Source organism: Flavobacterium dankookense, assembly GCF_004362665.1.
GTDB classification, from domain to species: Bacteria; Bacteroidota; Bacteroidia; order Flavobacteriales; family Flavobacteriaceae; genus Flavobacterium; species Flavobacterium dankookense.
The window spans coordinates 106,985-128,493 of sequence record NZ_SNXR01000018.1; the positions used below are offsets into that span (position 1 = coordinate 106,985).

The 21,509-nt window shown below is 34.1% G+C and carries 17 protein-coding genes and 1 tRNA gene; 9 read left to right on the top strand and 9 right to left on the bottom strand.

The features are described from left to right. Positions 1-44: 44 nt before the first annotated feature. The 3 genes from BC748_RS13410 to BC748_RS13420 form a co-directional block, all read right to left on the bottom strand. A complete protein-coding gene (locus tag BC748_RS13410) occupies positions 45-698 on the bottom strand; it encodes a GDSL-type esterase/lipase family protein (protein WP_133534008.1) in 654 nt (217 codons plus the stop codon). 1 nt (position 699) lies between these two features. Further along, positions 700-1,356 carry an HAD family hydrolase gene (locus BC748_RS13415; RefSeq protein ID WP_133534009.1) on the bottom strand — a complete coding sequence of 219 codons (657 nt, stop codon included), beginning with the start codon at positions 1,354-1,356 and terminating at the stop codon, positions 700-702. A gap of 77 nt (positions 1,357-1,433) precedes the next feature. Continuing rightward, on the bottom strand, positions 1,434-2,150 hold the full coding sequence (locus BC748_RS13420; protein WP_133534010.1) for a tRNA threonylcarbamoyladenosine dehydratase: 717 nt from the start codon (positions 2,148-2,150) through the stop codon (positions 1,434-1,436). A gap of 176 nt (positions 2,151-2,326) precedes the next feature. Between BC748_RS13420 and BC748_RS13425 the strand changes: the two genes are divergently transcribed. Next, entirely contained in the window at positions 2,327-2,884 is a 558-nt protein-coding gene (locus tag BC748_RS13425; protein ID WP_133534011.1) for a DUF4256 domain-containing protein, read from the top strand. A gap of 11 nt (positions 2,885-2,895) precedes the next feature. Here BC748_RS13425 and BC748_RS13430 read toward each other — a convergent pair whose 3' ends face one another. Together BC748_RS13430 and BC748_RS13435 are read right to left on the bottom strand one after the other, a co-directional pair. Then, a complete protein-coding gene (locus tag BC748_RS13430) occupies positions 2,896-3,540 on the bottom strand; it encodes a TatD family hydrolase (protein WP_133534012.1) in 645 nt (214 codons plus the stop codon). Further along, positions 3,540-4,139 (bottom strand): DUF1684 domain-containing protein, encoded by a 600-nt coding sequence (locus BC748_RS13435; RefSeq protein WP_133534013.1) that lies wholly within the window; start codon positions 4,137-4,139, stop codon positions 3,540-3,542. Before BC748_RS13435 ends, BC748_RS13430 begins: the two co-directional genes overlap by 1 nt. Before the next feature lie 97 nt (positions 4,140-4,236). Here BC748_RS13435 and BC748_RS13440 point away from each other — a divergent pair, with 97 nt between their 5' ends. The 6 genes from BC748_RS13440 (at position 4,237) to BC748_RS14315 (ending at position 11,438) form a co-directional block, all read left to right on the top strand. Continuing rightward, positions 4,237-5,469, top strand: a complete 1,233-nt coding sequence (locus tag BC748_RS13440) for an MDR family MFS transporter (RefSeq protein ID WP_133534014.1) — start codon at positions 4,237-4,239, stop codon at positions 5,467-5,469. Between the two features lie 86 nt (positions 5,470-5,555). Then, a complete protein-coding gene (locus BC748_RS13445) occupies positions 5,556-5,921 on the top strand; it encodes a BlaI/MecI/CopY family transcriptional regulator (RefSeq protein ID WP_133534015.1) in 366 nt (121 codons plus the stop codon). A 57-nt stretch (positions 5,922-5,978) separates the two neighbouring features. Next, positions 5,979-7,652 carry a M56 family metallopeptidase gene (locus BC748_RS13450; RefSeq protein ID WP_133534016.1) on the top strand — a complete coding sequence of 558 codons (1,674 nt, stop codon included), beginning with the start codon at positions 5,979-5,981 and terminating at the stop codon, positions 7,650-7,652. A gap of 100 nt (positions 7,653-7,752) precedes the next feature. Next, entirely contained in the window at positions 7,753-8,583 is an 831-nt protein-coding gene (locus BC748_RS13455) for a hypothetical protein (protein ID WP_133534017.1), read from the top strand. Positions 8,584-8,622: 39 nt separating this feature from the next. After that, positions 8,623-11,124, top strand: a complete 2,502-nt coding sequence (locus BC748_RS13460; protein ID WP_133534018.1) for an outer membrane beta-barrel protein — start codon at positions 8,623-8,625, stop codon at positions 11,122-11,124. 158 nt (positions 11,125-11,282) lie between these two features. Then, on the top strand, positions 11,283-11,438 hold the full coding sequence (locus tag BC748_RS14315) for an SsrA-binding protein (RefSeq protein ID WP_133534019.1): 156 nt from the start codon (positions 11,283-11,285) through the stop codon (positions 11,436-11,438). 123 nt (positions 11,439-11,561) lie between these two features. On the opposite strand, the gene BC748_RS13470 is transcribed toward BC748_RS14315, so the two are convergent. The 4 genes from BC748_RS13470 to BC748_RS13485 all read right to left on the bottom strand — a co-directional run bounded on the left by BC748_RS13470 (position 11,562) and on the right by BC748_RS13485 (position 15,150). Then, positions 11,562-11,635 (bottom strand) — tRNA-Arg (locus tag BC748_RS13470). Positions 11,636-11,740: 105 nt separating this feature from the next. Then, positions 11,741-13,207, bottom strand: a complete 1,467-nt coding sequence (locus tag BC748_RS13475; RefSeq protein WP_133534020.1) for a MoxR family ATPase — start codon at positions 13,205-13,207, stop codon at positions 11,741-11,743. A 131-nt stretch (positions 13,208-13,338) separates the two neighbouring features. Further along, complete coding sequence (locus tag BC748_RS13480) at positions 13,339-14,457, bottom strand: vWA domain-containing protein (protein WP_133534021.1); 1,119 nt, start codon at positions 14,455-14,457, stop codon at positions 13,339-13,341. Between the two features lie 195 nt (positions 14,458-14,652). Then, positions 14,653-15,150: a fasciclin domain-containing protein gene (locus tag BC748_RS13485; protein ID WP_246014045.1), complete on the bottom strand. Its 498-nt coding sequence runs from the start codon at positions 15,148-15,150 to the stop codon at positions 14,653-14,655. Between the two features lie 1,713 nt (positions 15,151-16,863). Between BC748_RS13485 and BC748_RS13495 the strand changes: the two genes are divergently transcribed. Together BC748_RS13495 and BC748_RS13500 are read left to right on the top strand one after the other, a co-directional pair. Next, complete coding sequence (locus tag BC748_RS13495; protein WP_133534024.1) at positions 16,864-17,712, top strand: hypothetical protein; 849 nt, start codon at positions 16,864-16,866, stop codon at positions 17,710-17,712. 374 nt (positions 17,713-18,086) lie between these two features. Further along, positions 18,087-21,509, top strand: coding sequence for a helicase-related protein (locus BC748_RS13500; protein WP_133534025.1), 3,423 nt, complete (start codon positions 18,087-18,089; stop codon positions 21,507-21,509).

Here is a 21,509-nt window from a genome sequence, read left to right on the forward strand (position 1 = left end):
TTTTTAATGACTTTTTTTTGTGCTTTGTTTTGTCAAAATAAAAGTTAATCATTCACTAAATGCTTCATTTTTTCAACCCAAATAGCATAACCTTTAGCATTCATGTGAAGATTGTCTTGAATATAAATATCTTTTCTAGGTTCGCCGTTTTCTAGCATTGCATCCCAAATATCAACAAATACAGTATTTTTTTTATTTCTCATAAAACCATAAATCAATTTATTTGTAGCTGTCATTCGGTCTTTCATGTGCCAACGTGAAATGGATGGTTTCAAGGAAACAAAGATAATTGGTGTGTCTGGAAATTGTTTTCTTAGTGTTTTATAAAAGGTTTTATATCGTTTGAAAACAATCTTTGGAGTTAATTTTTCTGAACTGGCAATGTCATTTTCTCCACAATAAATAAATATTTTTTTGGGTTGATATTTTAAAACTACATCGTTTTGAAAATAAATCAAATCCAATAATGTTGCGCCACCAAAAGCACGGTTTAAAATATTCGAATTATTAAAATCTGACTTTACCTCTTTCCACAGTCTAAAAGAAGAACTGCCAATAAAAAGTAGCATTCCATCTTGAGGTTTTTGAATACTATCTTGCTTTCTAAAAGCTTTGATTTCATTGATAAAGTGATTTTCTTGAGCAATTATACTGGATGAAATAAAATATATTAAAAGAAGTACAATCAGCTTTTTCATGTTATTTTATATTTTTTATAGTATTGAAATCCAATTCATTAAAATGACTAATCACTCTATCCGCTTTAGAATAATCTTGCATTTTAGAATGAAAACTATCATAACCAATGCAATAAATCTCGGCCGATTTTGCTGCTTGAATTCCGTTGGTGCTGTCTTCAATTACGATGCAATTTTCTACTGGAGTTTGAGCCAATTCGGCTGCTTTTAAAAAAATAGCTGGATGTGGTTTCGACTTCGGAAAATCTTCACCAGATACTTTATGAGTGAAATATTGATGCAAATTAAATCGATTAAAAATACGCTCAATAGTAACATTTGCAGATGAAGAAGCCAAAACCAATTGCATTCCGTTACTGTATAAATCTTTAATCAAATCTTCTACTCCATCCAACAAATACAAATCTTCTTTGTTGTCAAAAGCGTCGTTGAATAAGTTTCTTTTAATTTCAACTAAAGTTGGAACATCATCTTCTAAATTATAAGCTTCTTTCAAACGCTCATAGATATTTTTGGTGGAATTTCCAGTAAACGAAGCATACATTTCTGGAGAAACTATGATATTCAATTGTTTAAAATGCTGATTATATGCATAATGATGAACGGGTTCCGTATCAACTATTACGCCATCCATGTCGAATATTACGGTTTGTATCATTTTTTTTGATTATGAGTTTATGAGGTTAAAAGTTTATGAGTTTTGGAATTTCTTTTAAACTCCTATACTTTAAACTTCTAACCTTTTTTAATAATATATCTAATCACAGTTTCTGCCATATACAACCCAAAAAGTCCTGGCATATAACTATTTGTTCCGTAAAATGATTTTTTATAATTAGAACCATCAGTCATTTTTAAGCTGCTTTCATCCTGAATTTCTGAAGAGAAAACCACTTTTAGTTTATCGATTTTGTGTTCTTTTAATCGTCTTCTGATGGTTTTGGCAAACATACAATTTATTGTGTTGGTTATATCGGCAACTTTTACTTTTGAAGCTTCCATTTTTCCGCCTGCGCCCATACTTGAGATGATTTTTACTCGTTTGCGTTTGGCTCCAATTATCAAATTTAATTTTGGTGTAACACTATCAATGCAATCTAAAACGTAATCGTATTTTTCGTCAACGATTTCAAAGGCACGTTCTGGCGATAAAAATTCTTGGACTTTCGTCAAATTTAACTCTGGGTTTATATCCAATAATCGATTGCCGACTACATCAATTTTTGAAAATCCAACGGTAGAATGCAATGCTGGCAATTGACGATTAATATTGGTAATATCAACTACATCGCCGTCAACAATCGTAAGATTTCCAACGCCTGCTCGAGCTAAAAATTCGGCAGCAAATGATCCAACGCCACCAACTCCAACTACTAAAACATTTGCATTTTTTAAATTATTTAATCCTTCTGGTTTGAACAATAATTCTGCTCTTTCTTGCCACTTTGCCATAGTACATTTGTATTTTAAAGTTGCAAAAATAACTAAAATTAAAATGACTTCACTTCACTTATCTGTCAATCTATTTTATGAAAATTTCTAACAATAAATTTTCCAAGAAATTACAAAAAAAAGTAAATTTGATTTCATCATTATCATTTTCATCAAAATTGTTTAAAGTTAAAATCATGAAAAAACAATTATCTACAGAACAACAAACCGAATTAATTCAAATTCTAAAATTGCGGTTCGATAAGAATATAAAACGTCACCAAAATATTGATTGGAATGCTGTAGAGGAAAAACTTCTAGATAATCCACAAAAACTTTGGTCACTAAACGAAATGGAAAAAACAGGTGGCGAACCCGATGTTGTTGCTTTTGATGAAAACACTAACGAGTATAACTTTTACGATTGCTCACCCGAAAGTCCAAAAGGAAGACGAAGTACCTGTTATGATTATGAAGGACAAATTTCTAGAAAAGAATTTCAACCCGAAAACAATGCAATGGATATGGCAAACCAAATGGGAATTGAAATGCTGTCCGAAGAAGAATACCGAAAACTGCAAAAACTAGGCAATTTCGATACCAAAACTTCTAGTTGGCTAAAAACTCCCGAACCGATAAGAAAACTTGGTGGAGCTATTTTTGGTGATTGTCGTTATGGTCATATTTTTATTTACCACAATGGTGCACAATCGTATTATGCCGTAAGAGGTTTTAGAGGTGTTTTAAGAGTTTAATCTGTAATAAGTTATCCTATTACTCGTTTCCAATTAACTTCAACCAGTTTCTGTAACTCCGCAACTGTTATGCCTTTACAACTTGCCGCTATTTCATAAACTTCTTCCAGAGTTTCATTAATAGTATCGGTTTCAAGAAAAAAACGGTCGTTTGGTATTGATTTAAAAACGGTTTCCATTTCTTTATTACGAAGTAAATATTTTCCAAAAGAAAGACAAAAACCATTATCAATGAGTTGTTTGGCAAGTTGTTCACTTTTAGAAAATCCATGAATAATTAGTGGAACGGAAATGTTAAGGCGTTTTTTAATTTCAATTAACTCATCAAAAGCGGCAACCAAATGCAAAACCAACGGCTTTTGATACTTTTCTGCCAAAGTTATTTGTTTCTCAAAAACTTCAATTTGTAACGCTATTGGAATATCAATTCTTTTGTCTAAACCGCATTCACCTAAAGCTAAACATTCCGATAATTTTAGCTTTTCTTCAATAATTTGTAAATCAGAAGTTAATCGATTTTCGTTGATGTACCACGGATGAATACCAATGGAATACTGCAGAATTGCGGCATCAAATTCCCAAGGATATTGGTTAACCAACTCAAATACATTCGGATTATTAGTGAATTTGTGTGTGTGTAAATTATAAAACTTCATCAGTCATGGAATTTTTTAACACCAGCTTTAATCGCAATAGGCAAATCATTTTCCAACGGAACAATTGGGCATGAATACTTATAGTTATAGGCGCAATACGGATTGTAAGCTTTGTTAAAATCTATTGTCCATTCAAGGTCTTTTTGAATATGACAGTCAATATATCTTCCGCCAATATAAGTATCATTTCCATTAGTTGTGTCCGAAAAAGGAAGGAAAAGATAATCTTCATAGCCTTCTTTTTTTATTAAATCCAAATTTTGATAGACATTTAATTTGAAGGTTTTGCTATCAAAACTAAAATGCAACTCACCATATTTTTTATAAACAGGAAGTCGTTCAGTGGTTGTTTTCATCTCAAAAGGTTTTTCTTTTCGAGTACGAATGAATTTAGCTTTAATTATAAATTCTTCTGATATTGGAAAGAAATCGAGTTTAGAAAACGCCTTCAAATCTTCTTCCATCAAAGGACTTTTCTCTTTATCTGCAAAATTTAAATTAAGTTCGTCTTGAAATTCCTGTGCTGTTTGATTGGCTTTTTCTTGCGCAGATACTAAAAAACTGTTTGCAATAAGTAGGACTAAAAATAACGATTTCATGCTTTTGGATTTTCAACAAAAATAGTTCAAAAAGTACTACGATGGGAAGCATAAAGTCAAATAGAACTTTGTAAATTTGCTTTATCAATCAATCATCATGCTACAAAAAGCTTTTCAACGCTACATCAATAACTTCAAAGGTTTTTCAAGAGAAATTTGGATACTAACCATTATCACCTTCATCAATCGAGCGGGAACAATGGTTTTGCCTTTTTTATCTAAATATTTAAAAGAAGATTTAGGATTTGACTATGATGAAATTGGAACTATATTGATGTGTTTTGGTGCTGGATCGTTCCTTGGTTCGTGGCTTGGCGGAAAACTTAGCGACAAGATTGGTTTCTATCGGATTATGATTTTCAGTTTACTCGTAAGCGGATTAGGAATGTTTTTGTTGGTTTACATCAAAAGTTTTATTGGTCTTTGCGTTGGGATGTTTGTGCTGATGAGTATTGCCGATATGTTTCGTCCTGCCATGTTTGTTTCGCTTGGCGCGTATGCAAAACCCGAAAATCGTACACGTGCCTTAACCTTAGTTCGTTTAGCCATCAATCTTGGTTTTGCAGCTGGACCAGCTTTGGGCGGATTAATTATTATGGGTGTTGGTTACGAAGGTTTATTTTGGGTAGATGGTGCTACTTGTATTCTTGCTATTTTAGTATTTTGGTTTTTAGTAAAAGAAAAAAAGAAATCATCTTTTCAAGATAAAAAACATCCAGGCGAAGTATTGACTACATCCGTTTTTAGAGACAAACCGTTTTGGATGTTTCTAGCTACTTGCTTAATTACAGGAATTTTATTTTTTCAACTATTCAATACTATTCCACTCTATCACAAAGAACAATTTGGTTTAACCGAATTCCAAACCGGTTTATTACTAACCATGAACGGAATTCTAATTTTCTTTCTTGAAATGCCCATCGTGAGTTATGTAGAACGAAAAAATATTGATAAGGTTAAAGTAGTCAGCTTGGGTTGTCTTTTAATGGCAATTAGTTTTTTTATGTTACTCTTTACACAGTTTGTTAGCATACTAATCATCATGATGGTGTTCATGACTTTTGCCGAAATGTTCTCTTTTCCATTCTCTAATTCAGTAGCATTAAGTCGCGCTCCAAAAGGACACGAAGGAAGATACATGGCCATTTATACAATGAGTTTTAGTTTGGCTCATATCCTTAGTCCAAAAATAGGAATGCAAATGATTGACAATTACAGCTATTTTTCCAATTGGATATTGATGGGAATTATTGGTGTTATTGGAACAATACTGGGCATCCTAACCTATCAACTCATTCAAAAAGAACGAGCTATAAAACAACTCTCTTAAAAAATAGTTAAATAACTATAAAAATAGTTGCGTAACTAAAAATATAGTTATAGGTTTGTCATGTCGAATATAACATGATAATGACTATGCAAAAGTTAACAAACAAAGAAGAGGAAATTATGCAAATTTTATGGAAACTTGAAAAAGCTTTCGTAAAAGAAGTAATGGCAGAAATAACAGAAGACCAACCGCATTACAATACACTATCAACCATCATTAGAAACCTTGAAGATAAAGGATTTGTAAGTCACAATGCTTTTGGAAATACACATCAGTACTTTCCCATTGTTCAAATGGAAGACTATAGAAAACGCTTTATGAATACAGCAATCGAAAATTATTTTGATAGTTCGTATAAAAACCTTGTTTCCTTTTTTGCGGAAGAAGAAAAGATTTCTGCAGAGGAACTTCGCGAAATATTAGCGATTATAGAGAAGAAAGAAGATAGATAATAGAGAAAAGATGATAGACATTTTAATTCTTAATTCTCAATTTTTAATTAACAAACTATGGAAACACTTTTTATCTACTTATTGAAATCCAGCGGATTGATAGCCATGTTCTATTTGGCATATTACTTCTTAGTAAGAAAAGAAACTTTTTTCGATAACAATCGCTGGTTTTTATTGTCAGGATTGATTACTTCACTCCTATTGCCTTTGTTTTTTATCAAGAAAGTCGTTTATGTAGAACGACCAAAATATACTATGGATGATCTTGTTGCTTATTCGCAACAATCACCTGTAATCAGTAGCACTAACACCGCTGTTGAAGCATTCGATTGGATACAATTACTTTGTTTGGGTTATGTTTTAGTTGCATTCCTTTTAGTGAGTAAAATTGTGCTTAGTTTGATTTCACTGTATCGAATGCTTTACCAACAGCAAGTTGTTAAAAAAGAACAATTTAAATTAGTTAACTTAAATGAAAACATCGCTCCTTTTTCGTTCTTTAATTATATTGTTGTAAACCCAAATTTGTACACATCAGACGAGCTAAAAAGTATTCTTTTACATGAAAAAATACACAGCCAAGAAAAACATTCCATAGATGTTTTAATTGCAAAAACATTCTGCATCGTGTTTTGGTTCAATCCGTTTGTTTGGCTGTACAAAAAAGCAATCATCCAAAATCTTGAATACATCGCTGACCAAAAAGCAATGCAACAACTTGAAGACAAAAAGTCGTACCAACGCGCTTTATTAAAAGTAGTTTCTAATCAAAACTGCCTATCCATTACCAATAATTTTTATCAATCATTAATCAAAAAACGAATCGTTATGTTAAACAAAAATCAATCCAACAAAAGAAATTCATTAAAGTATGCAATCATCATTCCAGCTTTAATTGGCTTTGTATTACTATTTCAAATTCAGACTATTGCGCAAGAAAAAGAAAGTAGTTATTCCCAACTAAAACAATCTAATAACCCAACAAACGGAATTAAAATCAACAAAAACACTACGGACACCGAAATGAAAATTGAAGCCGAGAGGTTGAAGAATTCTACTGGTACAATCGTGAAATTCTCTAAGGTAAAAAGAAATTCAAATGGGGAAATTACAGGTATCAAAATTGATTGCAAAAGTAAAGATGGTAACAAAAGTAGTTCACACATCAACAGCAGCGAACCAATAGATACAATAGTAGTCTATCAAACTAAAAACGCAATTGCAATAAAAACACAAGACACTAGAAACTCAAATATTCGTTTGGCACAATTAGACCAATTAGGTTCTGAGGAAAATGATGATAATAGCGAAGGCGATAATGGTGATGAAACTTATGCTTATAATTACGAATATGACGCTGATTTTCCAGTTCCTCCTGTAGCGCCAGTAGCACCTGTTGCACCAGTAATAAGAGTAGATGTCGCTCCTTTTCCAAACATGCCATCGCCTCCAACTCCTCCATCTGGAACACCATTAAACAATGAAAAAGAATGGAAAAAGTTTGAGAAAAAAATGGAAGAGTTCGAGAAAAAAATGGAAGCTTTAGAGCCCGAAATTGAAGCTTATGCAGAAAAAATGGCAAACATTGACGAACAGATGAAACCGTTCGAAAAAGAAATGGAAGCCTTTGAAAAAAAGATGGAAGCTTTCGAAAAGGAAATGGAAATCTATGCTGCAAAACTAGAAGCTAAAATGGCTGAAAAAAGTGAAAAAGGAAAAGCTAGAAGATAAGCCTAAAAGTTAAATTTTTGCAAATCCTTCACTTACTAATTAGTAAACTTTCTAAGTTTGAATTGAAAAATAATGTATTAATTTAAAACTATTTTATATTATGAAAAACAAATTGAATTTAGCCGTTGCCTTAGTGTTAACCTCTATTTTTAGTTTTGCTCAAACTAGCAGTAAATCCTTTACATGGAATAAAAAACCATCCAAAGAAAACATTGTCATGACTTGGAATAAAACTACGCCAGAACAAGAAATGAAAGACGATATCAAAGCGTTAGCAGAATACGGTGTGACTATCAAATATTCCAACGTAAAACGTAACGAAAAAAGAGAAATTACCGCTATTGATGTTTCTTTTGAAGACAAAAACGGAAATAAAGGATCATTGAGTTATAAAAACAATAAACCAATTTCTACCATCAAATTCTTTAAACAAGACGACGAAATTGGCTTTGGTGAACCAGAAAACGCATTTAGTCAATTTAATCCATTTGCAAATTTCAATAATGAAGATGATATAATTTATGGTTTAGATTATCTTCCAAATTCATCTGAAAAAGATAAAATCAACTTCAAATCAAGAACTATAATAAAAAGAGATGACCGCGAACCTTTAGTAATAGAAGACGGAAAAGTTATTGAAGGAGGAAATGACTATTCAAAAGAAGAAATTGATGAAATCTTGAACAGAAGTAAAGAAGATTTAGGCGGAAATGGTGGTTTCAAACAATTTAACTACAGAGGAAATCAAGATTTTTCAGAAGAACTACAACAAATTCAAAAACAATTGGACGAATTAAAAGATAGACAAAAAAGTTTTGAAAATAAAGAAGAAAAAAAGGTTGAAGAAATTGATAAAACAACTGATGAATCTGAACAACCTAAAAAAGAAGTAGAAAAGAAAAAAACTACCCTAAAAGTCAAAAAAGCATAACACCTTGTAACTTTTTATAATGAAAAGCCACTAATCTTAATGTGGCTTTTTTTATGCCCAATCATCATCAATCAACAACAATCAACCATGACCAAAACATCACTAATCATCGCTACTTTTCTGCTACTATTTGCAACCAAAGTATCGGCTCAAAATGGTTTCAGCATCACTGGAAAAATTACCGACAAAGACACTAGAGCTTTACCTTCCATTCAAATTACGATAACCAATGCTATAGACAATTCGGTAGCTAAAATTGAAATTACGGATGCTGATGGAAACTTTTCTATTCAAAATCTAAAAGTAGGAAACTATAAAGTCGTTATCGATGATATGGAATATTCGCCTTACCAAAGCGAAACTATTAGTTTAGATGCTGCTAATCCATTGGCAAAACTCGCTCCTATTCTTTTAACATCAAAATCAGCGACCAATTTGAATGAAGTGGTTGTAACCAAGAAAAAGCCTTTTGTAGAAAACAAAATCGACAGAACAGTGGTCAACGTAGATGCTTTTATCACTGCTGCTGGTGGCGATGCTATGGATGTTTTAGAAAAATCACCGGGTATTATAGTAGATCAAAACGGTACGATTACCTTCAAAGGAAAATCGGGTGTTCAAGTGTTTATTGACGACAAACCAACCTATCTTTCTGGTGCTGAATTGGAAGCCTATCTGAGATCACTTCCGGCAAGTACATTAGATAAAATAGAATTAATAACCAATCCGCCAGCAAAATATGATGCCGCTGGTGGTGCAGGAATTATCAATATCGTATCCAAGCGAACAAAATCTCGAGGATTTAACGCTAACTTGACTTCGCGTTTTTCTCAAGGAAAACGTAGCGGAAACCGACAAGGAATAAACTTCAATTATATGGAAGACAAAATCCGTGTCTTTGGAAACGTGGGTTATGCCCAACAAAATCCTATCAACGACTTATTCATTTTTAGAAAATTTAAAAACAATGATGGCTCAACAAACAGCTTGTTTTATCAAAACAGTTTTATCGATACCAAAGTAAAATCAACGAATGCTCGAGTAGGAATGGATTATTACGCTTCTGATAAAACCACAATTGGGTTTGGATTGACTGGGGTTTTAAGAAGCAACAACCAATTCTCAGATGTTCGAAGTGAAGTGACTGATGCTAATTTGGTATTGGACTCTTCTATCGTGGCGAACAATTTAAATAAGCAAAAGTTTAAAAACGGCGGTATTAACTTCAATCTTCGCCATGAATTAGACAGTTTAGGACAACGCATAACAATGGATTTGGATTATCTAAAATATGATACGTCGAGCAAACAACTATTCAACAATTTCGTCTATCAACCAGACAATTCGTTATCTAGCCAAGACCAATTGAAAGGCTTCTTACCTTCTGACTTGGATATTTATGCCTTGAAAACTGATTATACTTTGCCTTTTAAAAACGGTAGTACTTTCGAAACGGGTTACAAAGTCAGCTATACCAAAACCGATAACATTGCCGATTATAGAGATGTTGTTAATGGTGTGGAAATCCCGAATTATGCAACAAGCAATCACTTTAAGTATGACGAGATAATCAATGCGGCGTATGTCAATTTCAATACTAACTACAAGCGTTTTGGTTTCCAAACCGGTTTGCGCTTGGAAAATACAGAGTCAAGAGGAAATCAATTGGGAAACATAGAACAAGCTCCATCAAAATTCAAGAGAAACTATACCAATTTATTCCCAACGGTTTATGTAGAATACAAACTGGATTCTATTGGCAATAATCAGTTAGTTGCTAATTATGGAAGACGAATTAACAGACCTTATTTTCAAGACTTAAATCCATTTATTAGTCCGTTGGATAAGTTTACATTCTATTCTGGAAATCCGTTCTTAAATCCATCGTTCGCTAACAATTATGAACTGTCTTATCGCTACAAAGGGATATTTTCTACAACGCTAAGTTATGGTTCTTCTAAAGATGATATTAATGAAACAATCGAAATCAACGACGGAATTTATTACAGTCGTCCAGGAAACATTGGTAAAAGCGAGTTTTTCAGTATCAATGCCAATCTACAACTAACGTTAACGCAATGGTGGTCAGCGAATGCTTATAATGAACTAACTCATAGTAAATTTAAAAGCCAGCTCTACACCGAAGAACTGAACTCATCGGGAACGTTTTGGTTTTTCTCTATGAATAATAGCTTTAAGTTCAACAAAGGTTGGTCAGCCGAACTAAGCGGAACGTATCAAACGGATATCGTTTCTGCTCAGTTTGTTCTATTGTCGCGTTCCAATATCAACTTTGGTATCCAGAAAAAGCTACTGAAGGACAAAGCCACTATCAAACTATCGGCTAATGATATTTTCTATTCCAACATGAACAACGGAATTATTAAAAACCTACAAAACACCGAAGCCAACTGGACCAACAAACTCGATAGTCGCTTTGTAGCGATGACATTTACGTATGGCTTTGGGAAATCGTTTGCACCAAAAAAACAATACAATTCCAATGGTGCAGAGAATGAAATGAACCGAGTTAAAGGATAGTTTTTGAAAGGTGAATTTTTAATGATTAATGTTAAATGATTGATGTTAAATGATTAATGTTAAATGATTGATTTTTTAGTGAGATACTAAATTCCCTTTACTATTCTATTTTTTATTAATCATTAAAAATTAATAACTAACCTTTCTATATTTGCAACATGTATAAACTACTAGCTAAACTCAACAAACTCCTTTTGCCTAGCTTCACTAAGCAGCAACTGGATGTTTCAAAAGCAAAGAAATGGCAACTGGCTATTATTGCTTGGCGGTATTATGTTACTTCAAGGGCAATAGACAAGAAAATAACTAAATAAAAAAAAGTCTGCATCAATAAGTGCAGACTTTTTTTGTGTCGAAACTTCTTTTACAAGCAAGCACAACAACACGTTTGGATACAAAAAAAGCTCTGATTGACATCAGAGCTTTCCATTCTTAAGTGACCTCGACTGGATTCAAACCAGTAACCTTCTGAGCCGTAATCAGATGCGCTATTCAGTTGCGCCACGAGGCCTTTTTTGTGGGTGCAAATATAGGTATTATTGTTAAAGTTGCAAATGAAAAATGAAAAAATAGTAGCAAATACTAGCAACACCACATCAAACTACACAACCAAATCTTATTTTAGCTTATTGATATAACTACTATACAAGTCTTTAAACTGATAGCCTACATCTACTCTATCTTTACTCAATTTATCATATTCAACTAAACCCCAGAGTACAAATTCCTTAAAGAAATAGACATCGGCTGGTGCAATGCTTGGTTGGTATTTTTCTAACAAGTCAGTTAGTGGCTCAATGGCATCCAACTGTTTTCTATATTCCTCATCCGAAGCATCGTCAAGTAGTTCAAAACCGGTTTCGGCAAAGAACCATTCAAGAACTTTGGCATACGGACTTGAATCAGCATCACGTTCTAGCTTTTCTATTTTTGGAAAATAAGCAGGAAAGAAGGTATGAATGGCATCACTAATTAAATGTTGTGCCACCGCAGCTGCTCCTTCTTGCTCGCCTTCATAAACTAATTCTACTTTGCCCGTAAGTGCTGGAATAATACCCATAAAGTCAGATAAACGAACTGTTGTTGTATCATTTCCTGCTTTTAAAGCTCTTCGTTCGGCTGTGCTAATCAGGTTTTCAAATGCTGTGATAGTCATTCTAGCACTCACACCACTTTTGTTATCGATATAATCGCTTTCTCGAGCTTCAAACGCTATTTGTTCTATTAAATCTTTGGCTAAACTAGGCACATACACCGCATCTGATTGTTCTTCGTTTAGGCGAGCTTCTTGTTGGGTGATGGTTCTTGCAATGGCTACTGTTTCAGGATAGTGAGTCAATATTTGGGAACCAATTCTATCTTTCAATGGTGTGACAATGCTTCCACGGTTGGTATAATCTTCTGGATTGGCGGTAAACACAAACTGCATGTCCAATGGCATACGGAGTTTAAACCCACGGATTTGTATATCGCCTTCTTGTAGAATATTGAACAACGCTACTTGAATTCGGGCTTGTAAATCGGGTAATTCGTTGATAACAAAGATACAACGGTTAGCTCTTGGTATCATACCAAAATGAATAACTCTATCATCAGCATAGGACAGTTTTAAGTTAGCCGCTTTGATGGGATCAACATCACCAATCAAATCGGCAACGGTAACATCAGGTGTGGCGAGTTTCTCTGAGAAACGTTCACTTCTGTGCAACCAAGTAATTGGGGTAGCATCACCTTTCTCTGCTAGCAAATCTTTTGCAAAGCGTGAAATAGGATGGAATGGATCATCATTAATCTCTGAACCAGCTACAACGGGAATGTACTCGTCCAACAACTCCACCATCTTTCTTGCTAAACGTGTTTTGGCTTGACCTCGCAAACCTAATAAATTGATGTTGTGTCTAGACAAAATAGCGCGCTCCAACTCTGGAATAACACTATTCTCAAATCCATGCACACCATCAAAGGTAGTTTCACCTGCTTTTATCTTGGTTCGCAAGTTGTCTCTCAACTCGTCTTTAATGCGTTTAGAGGTATATCCTGTTTTCTTTAATTCCCCGAAGGTTGTTATGTTTTCTATTTTCATGAATGTTTTTTATTGTTTTTATTTAACCACAAAGTTCACTAAGGTTTTACGCAAAGTTCACTAAGTATTGTCTATTCTCTCAACTCCTAATTGATCACTAAAACCTGACCACTGACCACTGAAACTGCCCACTATTTCACTCTCTTCTTCCTATTTGCTTCATAATCCTCAAAAATCATTTCTCCTAGACCTTTCAATCCAGTGTAGAACGCTTTTCCTTGGTTGGCTTCGGTGAAACGGTTGACGAATTGCTGTAAATACGGATCATTGGCAATCATAAACGTAGTGATGGGAATGTGCAACTTTCTGGCTTGTGCCGCTTGGTTGTAGCATTGTTCCACTATGTATTGGTCTAGTCCGTTGGAGTTCATGTAGTACTCGCCATTCTTTTCCCGAACGCAACTTGGCTTGCCGTCGGTAATCATGAAGATTTGTTTGTTGGTGTTTCTTTTGCGGCGCAGCATGTCCATCGCTAGTTGTAATCCGGCGACAGTATTCGTATGATAAGGACCAACTTTCAAATAGGGTAATTCCTTTATGCTAATAGGCCAAGCATCGTTGCCAAAGACCAGTATATCAATCGTATCTTTCGGATAGCGTGTCGTGATGAGTTCTGCTAGTGCCATCGCTACTTTCTTGGCAGGTGTAATTCTGTCTTCGCCATAAAGTATCATGCTGTGGCTAATGTCTATCATCAACACGGTGCTCATTTGGGCTTTGAACTTGGCTTCTTCTACAATTAAATCATTCTCGGTTAAGCGAAACTCTTCGGAACCGTTATTGATTTGGGCATTCTTCAAACTCTCCGTGAGGGAAATACTTTCTAGGCTGTCGCCAAAGTGGTATTCTCTGAAATCACCCGTTTGTTCGTCGCCACTGCCAGAATACTTGGTTTTGTGATTGCCATTGCCGGCTCGTTTCAAGTTACCGAATATCTGGTCTAGGGCATTTTGGCGGATAGCCCGTTCTGTTTTAGCTGTGATTCCTGTGCCTTGCGTTCCATCGTCTTTTAGTTCCTCGCGGATGTAGCCTTTCTTCTTTAAATCTTCAATAAAGTCGTCAATGGTATAGTTCTCGTCCGTGAGTTTGTATTCTACATCCAACTGGCGCAACCAATCAATGGCTTCGTCAAAATCGCCTGAAGTATAAGTGATTAGTTCTTTAAAAACATCAAACAGTTTATCAAAAGGCGTTTGAAACGGTGCTTCGTAGGGCTTGAAAAAGAAACCTTTTTTTGTGTTGTTTTCCATAATCTAAAAGTAAATAAAAATAAACAACTCGGGTTGGTAACAAGTATTAATAATTAGTTAAAAAAACAACGTGTCCAAATAACCCTTTGCGAAAGCTTATTGAAGAAGTACGATTCTACAACCAACAACTCCTACTCTTTTAACAAAAAAAATTCCCACACAAGGCGGGAATTTTTCCAATAGCAAAACAAAAAACTATTTAGGTAAAACCACAGAATCCAATACGTGAATAACACCGTTTGACGAATAAATGTCCACTGCAGTAACAGTAGCTTTGTTTCCTTTCTCGTCTGTGATGATTACATTACTTCCATCTAGCGTAGCAACCAAAGTACCACCTTGTACGGTAGTTACTGTTGCTTTTCCGTTTCCTTTTTTGATAGCGGCTACTAAAGCTTTGCTGTCAATGTTTCCTGCTACTACGTGATAGGTTAATATTGCTTGTAGTGTTGCTTTGTTCTCTGGTTTCAATAGTGTTTCTACTGTTCCTTTTGGTAGCTTAGCAAAGGCTGCATTGGTTGGGGCAAACACGGTAAAAGGTCCTTTTCCAGTTAGTGTTTCTACTAGTCCAGCGGCTTTTACTGCTGCTACTAGTGTAGTGTGGTCTTTTGAGCCTACAGCGTTTTCTACTACGTTCTTGTCTTTTTGTGCCCATCCTGTTGTAGTCATGGCTACTACGAATAACGACAGCATTGTTTTTTTAATTGCGTTCATGTTGTTCTTTTTGTTTAATTATTTATTTAAATACTTAAACAAAGTTAGGTAATAGTGTTGGAGTATGTTGTGGATTAACATATAATTGTGCTTTGTGAAGAACAAAAAGGAGTTATCATTTCTTCAACATTATCAGGGTGTTAGCGGTTAATGATGGTGTTGACGGTCTTTGAGGGGTATTCTATTTGTTGTGTGTTAAGGGTATTGGGGTTTAACAAGTGCTAAAGTGTTTTGTTTGATTTTTTTTTTTGTTATTCTTTTCTTTTGGCTTGTTTTCTATGATTTTTATATTAGGGCGATTGGGGTGGGTAGTAAAGGGAAAGTTTGACTTGTCTTTTTTTATTCTTTTCTTTTGGCTTGACCCAAAAGAAACAAAAAGTCAAGCCTCAATATTAAAATCTTGAAAACTACGTTGAAGCTGCACTCCGCGCCCCAAGCCGTTCGCCTTGCAGGCTCAACTCGTGGAACGCTGCCGTTGCGCTTCTGCCTTGTTTTCTATGATTTTTATATTAGGGCGGTTGGGGTTTGTAGTAAAGGGATAGTTTACTTTTCTTTTGGGGTTCTTTTCTTTTGGCTTGACCCAAAAGAAACAAAAATTCAAGCCTCAATATTAAAATCTTGAAAACTACGTTGAAGCTGCACTCCACGCCCCAAGCCGTTCGCCTTGCAGGCTCAACTCGTGGAACGCTGCCGTTGCGCTTCTGCCTTGTTTTCTATGATTTTTATATTAGGGCGGTTGGGGTATGTAGTAAAGGGAAAGTTTGACTTGTCTTTTTTTATTCTTTTCTTTTGGCTTGACCCAAAAGAAACAAAAAGTCAAGCCTCAATATTAAAATCTTGAAAACTACGTTGAAGCTACACTCCACGCCCCAAGCCGTTCGCCTTGCAGGCTCAACTCGTGGAACGCTGCCGTTGCGCTTCTGCCTTGTTTTCTATGATTTTTATATTAGGGCGTTTGGGGTATGTAGTAAAGGGATAGTTTACTTTTCTTTTGGGGTTCTTTTCTTTTGGCTTGACCCAAAAGAAACAAAAAGTCAAGCCTCAATATTAAAATCTTGAAAACTACGTTGAAGCTACACTCCACGCCCCAAGCCGTTCGCCTTGCAGGCTCAACACGTGGAACGCTGCCGTTGCGCTTCTGCCTTGTTTTCTATGATTTTTATATTAGGGCGTTTGGGGTATGTAGTAAAGGGATAGTTTACTTTTCTTTTTGGGGTTTGGTTTGTGGGTTGTGGTTGGGAGTTGTGAGTTGGGGAGTTTGGGGCGATTTTGGGAAGGGTTTTGTTTGTGTTAGCGGATGAGGTGTTGTACTGTATTGATTTGGATGCCGAGGTAGTCACAGAGTTCTTGTAGTGTGACGAGTTGGTGTTTTTCTTTGTTGTTTAGTTGTTTAATTTGTTTGATGATTTGGCGACTTTGTCGTTCGCTTTTGCCCGTGATTATCTGGACATCTTTTGTGTAAACACATACCCTGTTCATGTTGTTTTTTCTTAGTGGTTATTATTCTATTTTATTTTTGTTGCAATCTTGTGGCAGTCTTGTGGCAACTGTACCGCACTTATACCGCACTTATACCGCACTCTAACCGCACTCTACAACTTTTGTATTTTTTGTATAAACGAAAAAATAAGTTTTTTATTATATTAATGAATTGGAATTTTTTATTAATTATCGGCAAAAAGTGACATAAATGTGCAAAAAACTGCAAGAGTTGTCGTTTTCGGAATGGGCAAAATACTAGTTATCAACTTCTTGCGTTATGAAGTTATATTAATTTTAAATTTTTTTAGTATGCCTAGAGTAAATGGTATTGTCAATCTACAAGGTAGTTATGACAACATGACTTTCTTTAACCGAGAAGGTAAGAGTTTTTTTAGAAAAAAAGGTGGTGTTTCAAAACAGCGTATTGAAAACGATCCTAATTTTGTTCGTACTCGTGAGAACATGAGTGAGTTTAGCACTAACATTTCTGCGGGTAAACTGTTGCGTTTGTCGCTTGGGAGTTTGGTCTTTAAGGCTAAAGACTCTCGATTGTCTAACCGACTGATGAAAACGATGTCTGCCATCAAGAATTTGGACACTAGTTCGGCGAGAGGTGAACGCGTTATTAGTTTGGGTATTGCTACTCCGGAAGGAAAAAGGCAATTGACTGGTTTTGATTTTAACAGTAATGCGCCGTTGGATAGTGTGCTTTTTGCCAACTATACTTTGGATAATGCGACTGGAAAGGTTGAAATCCCTAATATTATGCTGGCAGAACAGTTGCGTTTTCCTGAGGGTGCGAACTTTGCTAGTTTTCAATGTGGGGTTTTAAATCTTGATTTTGAGACTGGTTTGAGTGAGTTGGTTTTGTCAACGGTTACGAATTTACCGATTGATTTGACGACTAACACTATTGAGTTGGTTCCTGCGGCTATGCCTACTGGTACTGGTGTTAACATTTATGTTCTTATGATTTCGTTTTATCAAGCGGTTAATGGGGTGCAGTATTCGTTGAAAAACGAGGAGTTTAATGTGCTTCATATTGTTGATGTTTCGTAAGAGGTTAATGTTCGTTTAATTTGAAGGCTCTTCTCATGATTGGGAAGAGTTTTTTTTTGATTATTAGAGGGTTCCCGCCTGCGCGGGAATGACATTTTTTTTTGCTTTTTTTTGAAAATACCGTAGAAACCTCCCGTTTTTGTATTATTCTATACTCTACATTTGGCGGATTACAAAACCAATATGCTTCTCTCCTATTGAAAAAGGCGGTTAGCGTATACAAAAAAATAGTTGATACCATTACGGAAACCCGTAAAGTAAAAAAGTTTTTTTGTTTTAGGTTTACAAAATATCCGTAGAACTACGTAGTGATAGATTGTTAAAATGATTTATTTTTGGTAGGTTTGGAAAATATATTTTTACTATTGTAGCAAATGATAATAGACAACGAAAACCAAAAACTTAAAGTCCACGAATGGATTACAAAATATAATGAAGAAGGAACACTAGATGTAGTTACTGGATATTTTACTATTGGAGCATTGGCTTATTTGTCTAAAAGTACAAATGATAAAATTGAAAACTATCGTTTTGTATTGGGTGATATTGTAAATTTTGATAAAAAGGTAAAAGCACTAAATCTATTAAATGAGAGCATTGATATTGACACTTCTTTTCAATTGAACAAATTAGCAAAAGAAGCAGTTAATTTTCTTAAATTAGATAAAGTGGTGGCTAAAACACTTGAACCAAATTTTTGTCACGCAAAACTGTATTTAAAAACGGCTAAAAACGATGATAGAAACCATTATTTTATTTCTGGTAGTTCTAATTTAACCGAAGCTGGAATTGGTCAAAAAACAACAAGTAATGTAGAGTTAAACATTGCCGAAACAGGTAATAACAATCAATACAAAGAGCTGTTGGATTGGTTCAATGATTTATGGGATAGACCGCAAGCACATTCTAAAAAAACATTAATTGATGAAAACGGTAAACTCACGCAAAAAGATTTTAAACAATATCTAATAGATGAAATCTCAAAACTTTTTGAAATTTATACACCAGAACAAATCTATTATAAAATCTTATTTGAATTATTCCATAAAGAACAAGACAATCCCGAAGTTGAAAAACAGTTAATTAAATTAGAGGACACCGTTGTTTATAATAAGCTTTACGATTTTCAAAAAGGCGGAGTAAATAGTCTTATCAGAATGTTGAATAAATATAATGGTGCTATACTCGCTGATGCAGTAGGATTGGGTAAAACTTGGAGTGCATTAGCAGTTATGAAGTCGTTTCAACACAAAGCAGATGTTCTATTACTTTGCCCTAAAAAGTTAGAACAAAACTGGAAACAATACATCAAAAAAAACAATTCAATTTTCGAAGAAGACAAATTAGATTTTGATGTAAAGTTTCATACAGATTTGAGAGAAGGTGGCTTCAAAGATAGCTTCTTACAATACTTATTGAACGACAAATCTAAATTACTTGTCATAGATGAAAGTCACAATTTAAGAAACGATAAATCCAGCCGTTACAAATATTTAATAGAAGAGATTTTACAACAATCCAAAGGCGATATAAAAATACTTTTACTATCGGCTACACCAATCAATAATTCATTCAAGGACATTAGAAATCAATTCAAATTGATGACTAAAGGCGAAAATACAGGATTTAAAGAAAGTTTAGATGTAAACAATATCGAAAGTACTTTTAGAGAAATTCAAACTGTATTTAATAAATGGAGTGCTGAGCCTGGAGCAAAGCTATCAGAATTTCATAGCAAAATAAAAGACAGTGCCTTTTTTAGATTAACTGACCATTTGTTAGTAGCAAGAACACGTAAAAATGTTAAAGCTAATTTTGATAACACGCTTACATTTCCTAAGCATAAAAAACCGATAAATATATTCAAAACTCCACTTCAATTTGGCGACGTAGAAAACTTTGCGGAATTTATGGATAACTTCAAATTGAATTTATCGGCTTACCAACCATCTTATTATACGATTTCTCAAGAGGAACGAAAGAGACTTGCTAAAGAAAAAGCAGACAAGAAGAAAAAAGGAATTAAAGCAGAGAAAGACGAAGTATTAAAGAATGATGTACAAAGAGAGCATTTCCTTGTAAAAATGATGATGATTTTAATGCTCAAACGATTAGAAAGCTCTTGGTGTTCTTTTCAAATTACAGTTGACAGAATTTACCATCATCACGACAATGCTATTAAAAAAATAAATCAATACCAAGAACTTAAAAAAAACCAAACAGTCATTATTGATGATGTAGAATTTATAAATGATGTTTTAACGGAACAAGACGAAGAGGAATTACAATTATTAGACACTCTTTCTTTAGGAAAGAAAACTCCAATTAGTCTAAAATCTATCGATGATGCTAATAACCTCGATGATTTCAAAAAAGCAATTAATAATGACAAAATTATTTTAGGGAACATTCGTAGAGCTTTATTAGAGTTTGAAGAAAAATTCAAACCCGAAAAAGAATTAAAATCTATTGACACTAAATTAGACGAGTTATTGGCTATTATCGTCAAAAAGCAAAAAACAAACAATAAAAAAATTGTTATTTTCTCGGTATATAAAGACACTGTTGAATATCTATTCGACCAATTAACTTGTAGAGGATTTTCAAATTTAGCAATGGTTTCTGGTGATGAAAATAAAGTTTGGAATGAAACAAAATCCAACAAAAAACACGAAAATGTTTTAGAACGTTTTGCTCCTTACACTAAATTATTCAAAGAAAAAAACTGGACTAATTTTGAACCATCAAGCCTTCATCTATCAGATGAAGAATGTTATCAAGAATGGCAAAAATACATTCAAGACAACGAACCAAAAACATTCGATAAATTAGAAAGTCAAATAGACATTCTAATCGCTACCGATGTATTAAGCGAAGGACAAAACTTGCAAGATGCTGATATGATTATTAATTATGACATACATTGGAACCCAGTTCGTGTTATTCAACGTGTAGGTCGTATTGATCGTATTGGCTCACCAAATAGCGAAATTCAAACTATCAATTTTTGGCCGGCTAAAGATATTGATGCTTATATCAATCTAAAAACTAGAGTTGAAAAAAGAATGGCTATAATGAAAATATCAGGCTCGGAGGTTATTGATGAGTTTACAGATGAATTTAATGAATTAGCAGAAGCTGACAAACTTGAAGATCAACAAAATGCCAATATGTTACGTCAAATGGAAACCACAATGCAAGATATTGATGGCGAACAAACATTAGGATTTGATGATTTTTCTTTTGATAATTACCGTCAGCTATTACAAAATATGCTAAACCAAAAGAAAAAGGAATTTGAAAATATGCCTAATGGTGTTTTCTCTGGAATTAAAATTGAGAATAATAAAGAGATGCAACCTGGTATTATTTCGCTTTTGGGTTATCCTGCACAAAAAAAATACAATCCAGAAACGAGTTATCTTTCATATGAGTTAATTTATATTGATTTACAAGGAAATCAAATTTCTAATAATCAAAAGGTAATTCTAGAACAACTCAATAGAAATTATACTTTACCAAGAGCAATTGATCCAAAAGTAGAAAGTGGAGATACTAAAGCCATCGAAAAATTAAGTAATGCATTGAAAATTTGGATAAGTAATCAAGCTAAAGCAGAAAAAGAATTAGAAGACGGCACTAAAATAGAAGTAATATCAAATGCAGGATTAGATTTAATTAATAAATTAAAAACCAATCCAAAGCAAACACTCGAAAAACTCAAAATTGAAGGTAACATTTCAAAGAAATTTAATTTTGATAATTTTGATTTAATCACTTGGTTAATAATAAGCTAA

What these genes read in the sequence shown, in the direction of transcription:
- BC748_RS13460 (WP_133534018.1), top strand. Translation starts at nt 8,623, where the DNA reads ATGTGGCTTTTTTTATGCCCAATCATCATCAATCAACAACAATCAACC.
- BC748_RS13480 (WP_133534021.1), bottom strand. Translation starts at nt 14,457, where the DNA reads ATGGAAAACAACACAAAAAAAGGTTTCTTTTTCAAGCCCTACGAAGCA.
- BC748_RS13425 (WP_133534011.1), top strand. Translation starts at nt 2,327, where the DNA reads ATGAAAAAACAATTATCTACAGAACAACAAACCGAATTAATTCAAATT.
- BC748_RS13450 (WP_133534016.1), top strand. Translation starts at nt 5,979, where the DNA reads ATGGAAACACTTTTTATCTACTTATTGAAATCCAGCGGATTGATAGCC.
- BC748_RS13475 (WP_133534020.1), bottom strand. Translation starts at nt 13,207, where the DNA reads ATGAAAATAGAAAACATAACAACCTTCGGGGAATTAAAGAAAACAGGA.
- BC748_RS13410 (WP_133534008.1), bottom strand. Translation starts at nt 698, where the DNA reads ATGAAAAAGCTGATTGTACTTCTTTTAATATATTTTATTTCATCCAGT.
- BC748_RS13485 (WP_246014045.1), bottom strand. Translation starts at nt 15,150, where the DNA reads ATGCTGTCGTTATTCGTAGTAGCCATGACTACAACAGGATGGGCACAA.
- BC748_RS13435 (WP_133534013.1), bottom strand. Translation starts at nt 4,139, where the DNA reads ATGAAATCGTTATTTTTAGTCCTACTTATTGCAAACAGTTTTTTAGTA.
- BC748_RS13415 (WP_133534009.1), bottom strand. Translation starts at nt 1,356, where the DNA reads ATGATACAAACCGTAATATTCGACATGGATGGCGTAATAGTTGATACG.
- BC748_RS13500 (WP_133534025.1), top strand. Translation starts at nt 18,087, where the DNA reads ATGATAATAGACAACGAAAACCAAAAACTTAAAGTCCACGAATGGATT.
- BC748_RS13430 (WP_133534012.1), bottom strand. Translation starts at nt 3,540, where the DNA reads ATGAAGTTTTATAATTTACACACACACAAATTCACTAATAATCCGAAT.
- BC748_RS13440 (WP_133534014.1), top strand. Translation starts at nt 4,237, where the DNA reads ATGCTACAAAAAGCTTTTCAACGCTACATCAATAACTTCAAAGGTTTT.
- BC748_RS13445 (WP_133534015.1), top strand. Translation starts at nt 5,556, where the DNA reads ATGCAAAAGTTAACAAACAAAGAAGAGGAAATTATGCAAATTTTATGG.
- BC748_RS13420 (WP_133534010.1), bottom strand. Translation starts at nt 2,150, where the DNA reads ATGGCAAAGTGGCAAGAAAGAGCAGAATTATTGTTCAAACCAGAAGGA.
- BC748_RS13455 (WP_133534017.1), top strand. Translation starts at nt 7,753, where the DNA reads ATGAAAAACAAATTGAATTTAGCCGTTGCCTTAGTGTTAACCTCTATT.
- BC748_RS14315 (WP_133534019.1), top strand. Translation starts at nt 11,283, where the DNA reads ATGTATAAACTACTAGCTAAACTCAACAAACTCCTTTTGCCTAGCTTC.